Source organism: Acetobacter sp. (genome assembly GCF_047723915.1).
GTDB lineage: Bacteria > Pseudomonadota > Alphaproteobacteria > Acetobacterales > Acetobacteraceae > Acetobacter.
The window spans coordinates 1-13,234 of the sequence record NZ_JBDOBQ010000016.1 but is presented as its reverse complement, the minus strand read 5'-3'; the positions used below and the strand labels follow the sequence as shown (position 1 = coordinate 13,234).

The 13,234-nt window shown below is 63.4% G+C and carries 10 protein-coding genes and 1 pseudogene; 4 read left to right on the top strand and 7 right to left on the bottom strand.

Going from position 1 to position 13,234, the window contains the following annotated elements:
* Positions 1 to 7 precede the first annotated feature (7 nt).
* The 4 genes from ABF990_RS09715 to ABF990_RS09700 all read right to left on the bottom strand — a co-directional run bounded on the left by ABF990_RS09715 (position 8) and on the right by ABF990_RS09700 (position 4,801).
* Positions 8 to 1,519: an aldehyde dehydrogenase family protein gene (locus ABF990_RS09715; protein ID WP_415500127.1), complete on the bottom strand. Its 1,512-nt coding sequence runs from the start codon at positions 1,517 to 1,519 to the stop codon at positions 8 to 10.
* On the bottom strand, positions 1,516 to 2,721 hold the full coding sequence (locus tag ABF990_RS09710) for an alpha-hydroxy acid oxidase (protein WP_415490771.1): 1,206 nt from the start codon (positions 2,719 to 2,721) through the stop codon (positions 1,516 to 1,518). The genes ABF990_RS09715 and ABF990_RS09710 overlap by 4 nt, the downstream gene beginning before the upstream one ends.
* A gap of 106 nt (positions 2,722 to 2,827) precedes the next feature.
* Positions 2,828 to 3,295 carry a MarR family winged helix-turn-helix transcriptional regulator gene (locus tag ABF990_RS09705; RefSeq protein WP_415490770.1) on the bottom strand — a complete coding sequence of 156 codons (468 nt, stop codon included), beginning with the start codon at positions 3,293 to 3,295 and terminating at the stop codon, positions 2,828 to 2,830.
* 165 nt (positions 3,296 to 3,460) lie between these two features.
* The gene (locus ABF990_RS09700; RefSeq protein WP_415490769.1) at positions 3,461 to 4,801 is read right to left on the bottom strand and encodes an MFS transporter; all 1,341 of its coding nucleotides are present in this window, start codon (positions 4,799 to 4,801) and stop codon (positions 3,461 to 3,463) included.
* Positions 4,802 to 5,259: 458 nt separating this feature from the next.
* Between ABF990_RS09700 and ABF990_RS09695 the strand changes: the two genes are divergently transcribed.
* Positions 5,260 to 6,561 carry a replication-associated recombination protein A gene (locus ABF990_RS09695; RefSeq protein WP_415490768.1) on the top strand — a complete coding sequence of 434 codons (1,302 nt, stop codon included), beginning with the start codon at positions 5,260 to 5,262 and terminating at the stop codon, positions 6,559 to 6,561.
* 180 nt (positions 6,562 to 6,741) lie between these two features.
* Here ABF990_RS09695 and ABF990_RS09690 read toward each other — a convergent pair whose 3' ends face one another.
* From ABF990_RS09690 to ABF990_RS09680, 3 genes are all read right to left on the bottom strand, one after another.
* Complete coding sequence (locus tag ABF990_RS09690) at positions 6,742 to 7,437, bottom strand: DUF4405 domain-containing protein (RefSeq protein WP_415490767.1); 696 nt, start codon at positions 7,435 to 7,437, stop codon at positions 6,742 to 6,744.
* 104 nt (positions 7,438 to 7,541) lie between these two features.
* Entirely contained in the window at positions 7,542 to 8,273 is a 732-nt protein-coding gene (locus tag ABF990_RS09685) for a tetratricopeptide repeat protein (RefSeq protein WP_415500128.1), read from the bottom strand.
* Complete coding sequence (locus ABF990_RS09680) at positions 8,273 to 10,510, bottom strand: TonB-dependent receptor (RefSeq protein WP_415490765.1); 2,238 nt, start codon at positions 10,508 to 10,510, stop codon at positions 8,273 to 8,275. The genes ABF990_RS09685 and ABF990_RS09680 overlap by 1 nt, the downstream gene beginning before the upstream one ends.
* 993 nt (positions 10,511 to 11,503) lie before the next feature.
* Here ABF990_RS09680 and exbB point away from each other — a divergent pair.
* From exbB to ABF990_RS09665, 3 genes and pseudogenes are all read left to right on the top strand, one after another.
* Complete coding sequence (gene exbB, locus ABF990_RS09675) at positions 11,504 to 12,247, top strand: tonB-system energizer ExbB (protein WP_415490764.1); 744 nt, start codon at positions 11,504 to 11,506, stop codon at positions 12,245 to 12,247.
* A gap of 5 nt (positions 12,248 to 12,252) precedes the next feature.
* Positions 12,253 to 12,738, top strand: coding sequence for a TonB system transport protein ExbD (exbD, locus tag ABF990_RS09670; RefSeq protein WP_415490763.1), 486 nt, complete (start codon positions 12,253 to 12,255; stop codon positions 12,736 to 12,738).
* Positions 12,735 to 13,234, top strand: a pseudogene (locus ABF990_RS09665) (energy transducer TonB); the annotation flags it as partial. The gene exbD and the pseudogene ABF990_RS09665, both read left to right, overlap by 4 nt.

Genomic DNA, 13,234 nt, shown 5'->3' with positions numbered 1-13,234 from the left:
ATCCCTGTCAGTGCCGGATACAGACGGCTTTGAGTTCCGTGAACGCATCCAGCCAGGCGGTGCCGAAGTCCCGCCCCAGCCCGGACTCCTTCATGCCCCCGAACGGCAGGTTGGGGTCGATCATGACATGGCTGTTCACCCAGACCGTACCGGCCTGCATGCGCGGCGGCAGGTCCATGGCCCGGGCAAGGCTGCCGGTCCACAGGCTTGCGGCCAGACCGAAGGCGCTGTCATTGGCGCGGGCCAGTGCGTCTTCCACGCTGTCGACCCGTGTCAGGGTCATGACGGGGCCGAACACTTCCTCCCGCGTGAGGGCCAGCCGGTCATCGGGGTTCAGCACCAGCGCCGGGCGCACGTAGTAGCCAGCCCCTGCACCGGCCCCCGTATTGGCGGGAAGGTCCTGCCCCCACAGGATTTCGGCCCCCTGCGCCACGGCGTTCTCCAGGTAGCCCGCCACCTTGCGCTGCTGCACGGCGGACGCCACGGGGTTGACCTGCGCGGTTTCGTCCATACCCGGACCGATCCGCATGGAGGACAGGGCCGCGTGCAGTCCGGCGGCCACCCTGTCGAATAGCGGGGCCTGCACATACACCCGCGAACAGGCCGCGCAGACCTGCCCCTGGTTGAGAAAACCCGCAAGCGCCAGTCCGCCCACCACCTGTTCGACATCCGCATCCGCCAGCACGATGGCGGGGTTCTTGCCGCCCAGTTCGAGCGAAACCGGGGCCAGCCGCTCCGCGCAGATCCGGGCAATGCTCTTGCCCACGGGGGTAGAGCCAGTAAAGCTGACCTTGGCCACATCGGGGTGGCGTACCAGCGTATCCCCCGTGGTGGCGCCACGCCCGGTCACGACGTTGAACACGCCGTCGGGCACACCGGCTTCCGTTGCAAGCTGGGCCAGGTACAGCAGGGTCAGCGGTGTGGTGTCGGCGGGTTTGGCCACGACCGAACACCCCGCCGCCAGGGCCGGCAACACTTTCCACACCGCGATCAGCAGCGGGAAGTTCCACGGCACGATACCCGCCACAACCCCCACGGGTTCCTTGCGCGTAAAGCTGGTGTAACGCGCCCCCGGCGGCAGGGCGATGGACACGTCCAGGCTCTGGCCCGTGATCTTGGTGGCCAGCCCCGCCACATACCGTATCCAGGACTGCGCCCCGCCGGATTCGAGAATACGCGACAGCACCAGCGATTTTCCCTGCTCCAGCGTTTCGAGCTGGGCCAGGATTTCGGCATCGCGTTCCACCAGGTCCGCAAGGCGCAGCAGCACACGCTCACGCATGCCCGGCGCAAGAGACGTCCACACACCGGAGCAGAAGCTCTCACGCGCGACTTCGACCGCGCGTGCCGCGTCACGTGCGGAGGCATCGGGCACGGTGCTGATCAGCGCCCCGGTCGCGGGGTTGTAGACATTCAGCCGGGCATCGCCCTCGGGCTCCACCCACCGGCCACCGATATAAAGCTGATGCCTGCGGTCCAGAAAGGCCTGAACCGCGGGAAGGATGGATGTTTCGGTCATGCTGTTGCCTCTGCTGGGCGGAAGTCGGGCACGCACGCACCGTCCCCGCCCGTTGGAATGGACGATGTTTGAAAACACATGGGCCACATGGCCCGCAGGGATGTCAGGTCGGCCGCACCCAGCAGCGTCATGGTGCTACGCATGCCATCGCGCAGGCTGGCCAGCACATCGGCCACGCCCTGCCCGCCCTGCGCCGCAAGCCCGTAAACCCATGGCCGCCCGATCAGCACGGCGGAGGCGCCGAGCGCCAGCGCCCTGACAAGATCGCCCCCCGACCGAAAACCGCCATCCACACAGATCTCGACCCGGCCCCGGGCCGCATCCACGCAGGCGGGCAATGCTTCTATCGCGGAAATGGCGCCGTCGAGCTGGCGCCCCCCGTGGTTGGACAGCACCACCCCGTCCAGGCCAAGTGTGGCCGCGCGCGCGACATCCTGCGGATGCAGAACACCCTTGATGACCAGCCGACCTTTCCATTGCGCGCGCAGGCGGGCCATGTCGTCCCAGTCCAGTGTGGGGTCCATGGCGCGACCAATGGACGCCGCCTGGGCGAACAGATTGGCCCCCATGTCATAAGGGACCAGATTGCCCACAAGCCGGTCGGACCGGCGCATGGCCCCGTACAGCCAGCGCGGGCGGGCCAGCATCTGCGCCGCCAGACGTGGCGAAATACCTGTCGCACTCCGAAAACCATTGCGCGCGTCCCGTTCGCGCAAGGGGGTAACGGGTGTATCCACCGTGACGACAAGGGTGCGTATGCCCACGGCCCAGACACGGCGCAGCACATCCTGCGTAACAGCGCGGTCGCGGAAGACATAAAGCTGAAAGCCCAGCCGTGCCGGGTCGACACGGGCTGCGATCTGCTCGATCCCCGCGAGCGAGAAGCTGGACACCCACATGGCGCTGCCCGCCGTAGCCGCAGCCTGCGCGGCTGCGATCTCCCCCGCCGGGGACACAAGACCCGCCATGCCCACAGGGGCCAGAATAACCGGAAAATCCAGATCGAAGCCCAGCACATCGGCCCCGAGCACCGGAGCCGCCGCACCCCGCAGCGCCATGGGCACAAAGCCGATCCGCTCCAGTGCGGCGCGGTTCCGGCGCAGCGTGACCTCGGACCCCGCACCACCGTCGATATAGTCGAAAAGCCAGCGGGGCAGCCTGCGCCGCGCCACCCGCCTGCGATCCTTTGCGGAAATGATCATGGCCGCCGCACTCCGTCATCACCCACCATATCTGGCGGGCGAAAACGATACTACATCGGAATAGTAGACATTTCCACTTATTTATTAAGTTTCTGGCGCAGGGCGATCAGTAGATATTGTCGTAGATTTTACGCAGGGTTTTCATGAATGCGTCGATCTCCGCATCCTCCACGTCATGAAAGGCGCGCTCAAAAATCAGCCCGGCCTTGGCCCGCACCTGCTCGACGGCGGCCCGCCCCTTGTCGGTCAGGTTCACCTCCGTCACGCGGCCGTCACGGGCGGAAACCTGCGTGCGCACCAGGTCTTCGGCCTCCATCCGGTAGATCAGCTTGGTCATGGTCGGCACCCGGATCACCGCCAGGTCCGCAATGGTGCTGATGGTCGCGCAGTCGCGTTCGGACAGGATATTGAGCACACGCCAGCGCGGCACGTCCATGCCGATCGGCTTGAGATGGGCATCCATGCGCAGATGGTACAGCCCCGTCAGTCGTGACAGATGGAAGAAGGGCGATGCGTCAGGCGAAAAAGCCGCATTGGTCGGGTTGGCCTGACGCCAGATCTTGCCTCGTCTCAAAAAACCAGTCCTCGGCTCTGGAGCGTCCTGCCTGGCAGGCGATGCGACCCGGCCTGCCCGAACGCGTCATCCCTGGGCGGCGACTCGCCCTCCGTACCCGGATGGCGCTGTATGCCACCGGTTTCAAAGGGCAGGACTAGCCGATCTGCCGGGCGGCGGAAAGGGTCATTCTTGCCCGGTGCCACGGCATGCCAGCAGGGCCAGCCCCGAACAGGCCACCAGCCCGACAAGGTAGACGGCAACGGCGTTCACATTTCCCGCCATGTGGTAAAGACCCGCCGCCGCCACGGGGGAAACCCCACCCGCCAGCACGGCACCCCCCTCATGCGCCACGGCAATACCGGTATAGCGCAGGGCGGGCGGGAACAGGCGTTCCAGCAGCAGCGGTTCCACCGCGATCGTTGGCGCATGGCCCAGCCCCAGCGCCAGAACGAAGGCCGCCACCACACATGGCGTCGTGCCAGAACGGATCAGCATGAAAAACGGCACGGACAGAACCGCCAGGGCCACCAGCCCACCCAGATAGATGCGCGCAGCCCCCAGCCTTGTGACCAGCCGCGCAAAAAGCGGCATGGCGCAAGCATCGGCCACAAGCCCCGCCGTCAGCCCCGCCAGCAACCGTGAATCGGGCACGCCGCAGGCACGCCCGTAAACCAGCCCGAATACCGTAATCAGGTACACGCCGCCGTTTTCAGCCAGCCGCAACCCGATCCCGCACAATACCGGGCCCGGGCTGGTGCGCATAAGCCGCCAGATGGGCAAGCGCGCGACCGCTGCCTGCCCGCCGCGCCGATCCATGGCCCGACTGGTGCCGTCAGCAATGACCTGACCCGTGGTATGATCAATGGCATGGGCCTTGGTCTGACAGATAGGCCGGTCCATTGGCGGGCCGGTCAGTCCCGCGCGCAGGCGCACCCCCACGATCACCGCCGGCAGCGTGACCAGAAACGGCACGCGCCAGCCCCAGCCTGTAAACTGCGCCGCGGGGAGCGCGTGCGCCAGCCACAGGGCCGCAGTGCCCAGCACCATGCCCAGCGCCACCCCGCTCTGACTGAGCGCCATCATGACATGGCGTGTCCGCCCGCCGGGTGCCGCCCCGCCTATGACCAGCACGCTGCCTGCCCATTCCCCACCGGCGGCCAGCCCCTGCACCAGTCGCATGACCAGCAGGCACAACGGCGCCAGCACGCCCGCCTGTGCATAGGTGGGCAAAAGCCCGATCAGCACCGTCACGCTGCCGATCAGCAGCAGGGTCCAGCGCAGCGCGCTCATATGCCCCCTGCAATCCCCCATATGTCCGAACAGCACACCCCCTGCCGGACGCATGACATGGCCCGAGGCAAAAACCACAATGGCCGCAAACTGGTTTGCAAAGGACGACTGACCGGGCGGAAAGAACAGCGGCGCGAAAACCAGCGGGGTCGCGGCGGTATAAAGCGCGAAGTCATACCATTCGACCATGTTGCCGATCATGGCGCTGAAAAGGCTTTTACGCTCGGGGGTCATGGCTGTCCGCAATTTGTTACTATCGTGCAATTAAATATTTTTCACATGATTTTGCAACAATTTTACACGCAGCGACTGCCAGCCCCCGACCAAACCGCGATGCACCGCCCCGCGTCGTCTGGTCCATGTGCGGCCCCTGCCGGGGCCAGAACCTGGGAGCATGGCCGGGACCATGAGCAGTGAGCAGTGAGCAGTGAGCAGTGAGCAGTGAGCAGTGAGCAGGGCCATGAGCGAGACCATGCCCGGGGGCAATAAACGGGGGCATATCGACGCAAAGCCCTGCAGCACCCCCGGCACCGCGCACAGGCTCCACACCGGCTACAGGTCGCCCCGCCCCCTGCACCCCGCCGCCTGCAACGGGGCCGCGCGGGACTTGCCGGATCACATATGCTAGAACAGACAGACTGTGCCACAACCGGTTCTATACGCGTGAAACCTGCCCTGCCCGATAACCAGACATGAGTGACCTGTTCGACGCCGGGGCACAAAATGGCCCGCGCCCGCTTGCCGCACGACTGCGCCCCGCAACGCTGGATGACGTGATCGGGCAGTCTGCCGTGGTGGCACCCGGCTCGATCCTGCGCCGCCGTATTGCCGCCGGTGCGCTGGGCAGCGTCATTCTGTATGGCCCGCCCGGCATTGGCAAAACCTCCATCGCGCGGGCGGTGGGTACCATGCTTGGCAAGGCCTTTCGCGCGCTCAACGCATCCCGCGCGGGCGTCGCGGATATCCGCAAGCTGGCCGATGAAGCGCGTATGGTCCCGCTTCTGATCTTCGTGGATGAAGTCCAGCGCTTTTCCGCCACCCAGACCGACGATCTGCTTGCCATCTGCGAAGACGGCACAGCGGACTTCATTGGCGCCACAACCGGCAACCCGTATCATGTGCTGACGCCCGCTCTCGTATCGCGCTCGACAATTCTCAAGCTCGAGCCGCTCAGCATCGAGGACATGGAACAGGTCATCCGGCGGGGGCTTGCCTGCCTGCAGGCCAGCGGCGCCAGCATTATCATGGCCCCCGCCCAGATCCGCCTGATCGCGGGGCGTTCGGGCGGCGACGCCCGGCGCGCACTGACAGCGCTGGAAAGCCTTGCAATCGGCCATGGCGAGCAGACCGTGACCGTAACCGACGCCATGGTGGAGGAGGTGTATGCCGCGGCCCCGGTCAACCACGACCGTTCGGGCGATGCGCATTACGATGTTGTTTCGGCCTTTGTTAAATCCATGCGGGGGTCCGACCCCGACGCAACGCTGTACTGGCTGGCGCGCCTGATCCACGGGGGCGAGGACCCGCGCTATATTGCCCGCCGGATCATGATCCATGCGTCTGAAGATGTCGGCCTTGCGGACAATACCGCGCTCCAGACCGCGGTTGCCGCCGCGCAGGCGGTCGAAAAAATAGGCTACCCCGAAGCACAGATCGTTCTGGCCCATGCGGCCTTGCATGTCGCGCGGGCCCCCAAATCCATGTCGGCCTATCGTGGCATTTCGACGGCGCTGCATTACGTGGCCAGCAAGCCCGCGGCAGCCGTGCCGCTGCATCTGCGCGACACGCATTATAAAGGTGCGGCAGCCCTCGGGCATGTGGGGTACCGCCTGCCCCATGACGACCCCCGTGGCTGGGTGGAACAGGTTTATTCGCCACTTGCCGCAGGCACGCTCTACCAAAGCGACGCACGCGACGCCCCGACGTTTGAAAAAAGAGCCGATGACTACTGGCAGCGCATAACCGGCCGGCCACAAGCCCGCGACAAGGCATAAAATACCGCAGCCGACCGCCGCATGGCCATTGCGGCGCCGTTCTGCCGGTCATGGCCTGCCATACCGACGGGCGACGCCCCCTGCGCGTGCAAGACCAGCCCCGCAGTCCGCCCAACGGCAGGTGCGACACGATGCCCCCGGACCCGTGGCGCCAGCGTAGCCACGGGCGGATGACTGCCGTCAGTGGTCCCGCGGCATGCCGTCAGGGCGGTTGCCGTGGCGTTTTCCACCGTCAGGTGCCTGCATGAGGGCAAGCAGCACGTCATTGGCCGTCTGGTGGCTGGCACTGGCGATCTCGTCAATCGTCCGGGTATCCGCATCCACCGTAAAATGCGCGGCCTGAAGGCGATGCAGCGCCTGTTCCGGGTCCGCACCGAAAAGAGGGGCGACCTGACTGAGCGGGGCTTTTGTCACCATGCCCACAACGCGGAACGCAACCTGCCTGTTGCCTGCCTTGTTCCCGGTCGCCGGAGCCACGAAAAAATACGCACTGCCAAGCAGCGCAATCAGGAACGGCACGTACAGCCACCCCCGACGGGCGTAGTTCAGCAGGGAGTTCCAGTTCTTGATCATGTGCAGCACAAAAGGGGCCAGCAGAACCATGCTGAGCCATTCATGCATGGGATGGAACGCACCCGGCCCCCAATGAAAGAACAGCGCGACACCGGTTATTGTGGAAACAAGGAAAAAGCCCGTCGTAAGGGGGGTACCGTAACGGTTCATGAAAACCGTGAACGGACGACGGGGGCGGTCGGGAAGCCCCCTACCAGACGATACCGGACCGGGTGATACCGAACCGGACGACGCCGGGCCGGGCGATGCGGAGCCAGACGATGCCGGGCCAGACGATGCCGGGGAAGACGAATTGATTGCCATGGAAGACCATCTTTCATTGCAGGCATGCGGCCGTATCCACACCGGCCGTCAAAGTTACAAAGGGTATAAACCTCAAACGGAGCTGAAGGCACCTGCCCTACAGATCACCCGGCCAGGTCCTGCTGCGCCGCCACCCCTTCGCGTGCCTGCAGGCGGTGGCGGGTTTCGGCCAGAATATGCGCAAACTCAGCATCTCCGCGCCCAACAAGCACCTGCTCCAGTACCAGCCAGTACTGGTCGAAGCCCAGCGGCAGGGAACGCCGGAACCACCGGGCGGCGGCGGCCGGGTCCTTTGCGTCAAGGCACAGGCGGCCCATGTTCAGACAGGCCCAGCAGTCTCCGCCCTGGGCCGCCGCCTCGAAAAAAAGCCTGGCGCCATCGGGGTCGGGTCCCTGCGGCAGGTCTTTTTCATGAATGAGCCCGAGCATGTTCAGCGCCTTGGCAACCCCCCGCCGCGCCGCCCGCTGGTAATGCGCATAGGCTCGCCCGACATGACGCGGCACCCCTTCCCCCGCAAGATAGAGATCGGCCATGTTGAACTCCGCCCAGCCGTCACCGCCCTGGGCCGCCGCCGCGAAATAGTCCAGTGCGCGCGCGACGTTTCTTTCCACCCCCCACCCCCGTTCATAAGCCCGGCCGAGCATGTTCAAAGCCCGGGGCTGCCCGCTTTGCGCCGCGATCATGAACATATCGAACGCCCGGGAAAAATCCCCCCTGTCCAGAGAGATCTGCCCGAGCATAAGCTGGATATCCACCGTGTCGCCCCCCACCGGGGCCACCGTGTCGGCCCCGGTGGGGGGGAGCGCTACCTCCCCCCCCGACATGTCGGTTTTCATCAGAATGTCAGGCCGACATTTCCGATAAAGGACCGACCGGGACCGGGCACGGCACGCCCGGTGCTGAACGAGGATGCGTAGTTCAGATGGTCGGTAATGTTGTTGGCGTTCAGAGACACGCGGTAATGCTTCATTTCCCACGACACCATACCGTTCAGCGAAAACTGGTAGGGAATACGGGCTGTATTGGCAAAGTTGCCATTGGCCCAGTACGCGGATGCATACTGCGCGCCCCCTGCGACTTTAAGCGCACCCCAGCCCGGGTTGAGCAGATGATCCGAAACGTTATAGGACGACCAGACCGAGAAATTGTTGTGCGAAACACCCGGGGCCTGGTTGCCGTTATACGCGGCACTATGGGTGATGCGCCCGTCCATATAGGAATAGGAGCCGTAAATGTCCCAGTTTTTGGTAATTTTCCCGCTCAGGCTCAGCTCGACACCACGTGTGCGCAGGCCGACACCTGAATCGCTGAAGCCGGTCACGACGTCGCCGCTCTCGTCATAGTAATAGGAGTTGTTCTGGTTGATCTGGAAAAAGGCAATGCCCATGCCCAGACGTTTATTGAAGAAATCGGTCTTGTTGCCGAATTCGAACAGGTCGCTGCGCTGCGGTTTGAAATCCGCGCCATTCTGCGCCGTGTCGCTGGGCTGGATCATGACCTGGGACGACACGTCGGTGCCGATCGGCTTGTAGGAGCGCGAAAACGTGAAATAGAACGACGATGCATCGAACGGTGAATAGACGACACTGCCCGACGGGCTCCACCGGTCGGCATTCTGCTTCTGGCGCGGCACGGTTGCGGATATCTGATACCCCGCAAACGTGGACTGGAACGCATCCCACCGCACGGCACCGAACAGGGCGAGCTGTTTTGTCAACTGGATATGATCTGACACGAACAGACCCACATCGCGCTGATCGGCGTTTGCCATCTGGGACCGGGGAAAGCGGACGTAAGCACCGTTCGAGGCATGGGACGGATTGCGAAGCGTCTGGTTGTTGTTGCGGTTATACCAGGTCCCGGCATAGCGGTTTTCATCCTGGTAATTGATATCCACGCCAAACTTGAGATCATGCCTGACAAAACCGGTATGGAACCGGGCATTGCCCATCAGGACATTTTCAGCCCCCCAGCCCTTGGACAGATATGCGACACCGCCACCCGCGCCATAGGGGAAAAGTGGATTACCGCCAGCCATGAACTCGTTCACGCAGGCTGTAGTGCTGCAGGCCCCCGGCGTTGTCGCGGAGTAATTACGTTCGTATTTGGTCAGGCGGGTATTGTTCGTCAGCGTGAACCACGACGCGATTTCAGACTTCAGCGATGACGTCAGGCTGTGAATATCAGAATTGTCGCGATCGGCACTGCGGGCATAGGTGGTGTTGCGGTTCAGCCCCTCGCTGGTGATCGGGCGATAGACACCCCCTTTCAGGATCATCGGCACGCCGTAATCGGGTATGCTGTCGGTATGCAGCCACCGCCAGTTCAGGTGCCACGACGTCTTGCTTTTCAGCCCCACGCCCAGGTCGACAGCAGCACCATACCGGTTTGAAAAGACGTAATCCCGGTCCTGCACGCCGCTCTGGTTGTACATGCCGTTGATACGCAAAGCGATATTGTCGTTGATCCCGTAATTGACATCCGCCTGCCCACGGTAAAGGCTGGCACTGCCAAAGGCCTGATCGTAATTGTACGACGTGCCCGCATGGGCTTTCTTGAGCGTTTCGTTGATCAGGCCGCCAAGGTTGGCCGCCCCGAAATACTCGCCCGCCGGCCCCTTGATGACTTCGACATTCTCGATATCGAAAATATCGCGCGTATAGGTCCCGAAATCCTTCAGGCCATCGGTATACACATCGCCACGGGCCTGCTGGCCGCGAATACGGAACTGGTCCCCGTTCAGGCCCCCACGGCCTTCGCCGGTTGAAAGGGTAATGCCCGGCACGTTCGCCAGCGCCTGGTCCAGCGTATAAAGCCGCTGTTCCTTGATGATTTCCTGCGGAACGACATTGATGACCTGCGGCGTTTCACGCACCGTTGTCGGCATACGCCCGATGCCAAGCGTTATCTCGTTCGTATTGGGGATTTCATGCGAGGTATCCTCCGCACGGACACGCACGGCCGGAAGCTTTATGGCGGAATCCGCCGCCTCCGGCTCGGTCTTCATATCCTGGGCGTCGGCCTCGCCCTCGATCAGCCCCACCCCGGCGGTAAACCCCAACATAATTGCCATCCCGAAACGCATTGCCGGGGAAGCGGCGCGATCAGACTGTTCCATTCTCACCTCACTGAACGGGGCTCAAACACCCACGTATGAACAGGACTCCGTTTTTTACGAGAGCCTGCTTATCTGCAAGTGATAACTACTCGCAATACCAAATAGTCCTTCCTGTCAGGTGCGCTGCGATTCATCGGAGTTGATGTTGCGAATTCATCACAGCCGAAAGCGCCCAAGCCTCCGAACAGGACGGGGTGCGCTCAGGCCCGCCTGGCGGGTGCTCGCCCCCTGTCGGATGCCCCCAATCCAGACACTGTCTTTTGTAATATCTTTCTGCAATCAATGATTTTTATAATAAACCTGACCACCTGAATCATGAACCTTACAGGCTGCATCCGTAGGGCAAGCATGCTCCATGAACTGTACAGCCATCATGACATTCACCGCCGAACGGCACTTTTTCGCCCGTATCAGGCCAGTTCATCCAACAGGTGCAGAAAAACATTTTCCAGATCATGAGGAATCGCGGGCTGGATTTTTTTTCTGGCAACCGGGTGAAAAAATGGAACCGGTGGCAATATCTTTGCGTTGCAAGCCCGGTCGCGCCATCGCCCGCCACCCTGCTGTGCCCGTGTCATGCATTGTGACCGATGGTGACAGGTACTTTTACCGGGCCGCAACACGCGGACGGCGCGAAAGCCCAGCGCCCCGGTTGGCACCCCCGACTGGCACTCTCGACTGGCAGCCTTAACTGGCAGCCCCGGCTGACCGCCCTTGCGTGCGACGCCATTCGGCAGAACCGGCTGGCAGGCCTGGGCATGAGCCGGCCCGTGCCTCCGGCTGGCATCCATGACCGCCACAGCACCTGTCCGCCCGCCTGTTTATGCAATCGATTCTTAGTTGCATAATGTGCGCGGATACGCCATATATCTGGCACCTTTTTTTCTGACCTGCGTGACGTTCCGCATCCATGCAACGCTCCGCCCTGCCTGAACGGATCTATCAGCCATGCCCCCACTCCCGCCCGTTGCCATGTCTTTTTCCCCCTGGGAGATGTTTCTCAATGCCGGCCCGGTGGTCCGTGCGGTCATGTCGCTGCTGGCTTTTGCGTCGCTGGTAAGCTGGACGATCTTTGTGGCCAAATCGGTGGAATTCATCCGTGTCAGGCGGCGACTGGATCAGGACGAACGTGATCTTGCGCAAGCAGGGTCCCTGCAGATCGCGGATGAACACAGCCGCGATACCCGCAGCATCGCCCATATTTTTGTGGCGGCCGCAGAGGAAGAAAAAGCCCGTTCGCACGATATTCCCGACGATCATGACGGGTTGAAAGAACGCATTGTCCTGCATCTGGAGCGGCTGGAAGCCTCCGAGGGCCGCAGGCTGATGCGCGGCACCGGCCTGCTGGCCACTATTGGCGCGACATCGCCCTTTATCGGCCTGTTCGGCACGGTGTGGGGGATCATGACATCCTTTACCGGCATTGCGGCCAGCAAGGCCACCAGCCTTGCCGTGGTGGCCCCCGGTATTGCCGAGGCCCTGCTGGCCACCGCCCTTGGGCTGGTGGCCGCCATTCCCGCGGTGGTGATCTATAACCACCTTGCCCGGCAGTCCGCCACATGCCGCGCACAGGTAGCGGACCTGACATCGCTGGTCATGCGTCTTGTCTCGCGCGATCTGGGCCGCATGCAGGCGCTGACCAATAGCGGGCAGGTGGTGCGGCTGGGTTCGTCGCGTCTTGCGGGGGAGTAAGCGGCATGATCCGCATCCGCCACACCGATGAAAGCCCGCATGAGGCGAGCGAAATCAACGTTACGCCGTTTATTGACGTCATGCTGGTGCTGCTGGTGATTTTTATGGTCACAGCACCGCTGACCACGGTGAACGTGCCCGTGGACCTGCCATCCTCGACCGAAAAACCGGCCCCCCGGCCGGATGAACCGGTGTTCCTGACCGTCAAGGCCGATCATGGCCTTGCACTGGGTGAAGACGATATCGGCACCGACGCACTTCCCGCCGCGCTGGCAACAGCGACAAAAGGCAACAAGGACGAACGTATTTTCCTGCGCGCTGACAAAACCGTGGATTACGGCACGCTGATGGGTGTGATGGATCAACTGCGCGCCGCCGGGTACCTCAAGGTGGCACTCGTCAACCTTCAGGGCCAGGAGGAAGGCAGCGCAGCCGGTGCGGTGCCGGTGCCAACGGGCAGCGCAGCCCCCGCGCCGGACGCCACGCCGTGAACAGCCTGGCCGACATGGCGGATACGCCCCACGAGGCGGTAGCGGACAGGGCCATTGCCCCCGCCTCCAGCTTTGCCGACTGGCGCCGCGCACGGCTCCAGCGCGCCCGACGTGACGATACCCTGCGCTGGGGTCTGTCCTTTCTGGCTGTGCTGGTCCTGACAGGCGGGGTCGTGGGGTGGGTCATGCACCTGCCACCCCCTGCAAAAGCGGCACCGGCACCACCGCCCGCCGCGATCGCCATAGACATGGCGCCCGAGCCTGTCTCGACCCCTGCCCCGCCGACCGATGCGCCACTGGGCCCACAGCAGACGCTGTCGCAGGTCACGCCCCAGCCCGACCCGCCGCCACAGGTCATGGCCCCGCCATCGCCAGCCCCCAACCCGCCCGTGCCGGTACCAAAGCCGGAAAAACCGAAGCTTTTGAAGAAAAAAATCAAACCGACCCCCGATCAGAAGGTCAAAGTCCCGGACAAACAGGCCCCCGCGCAGGAAAC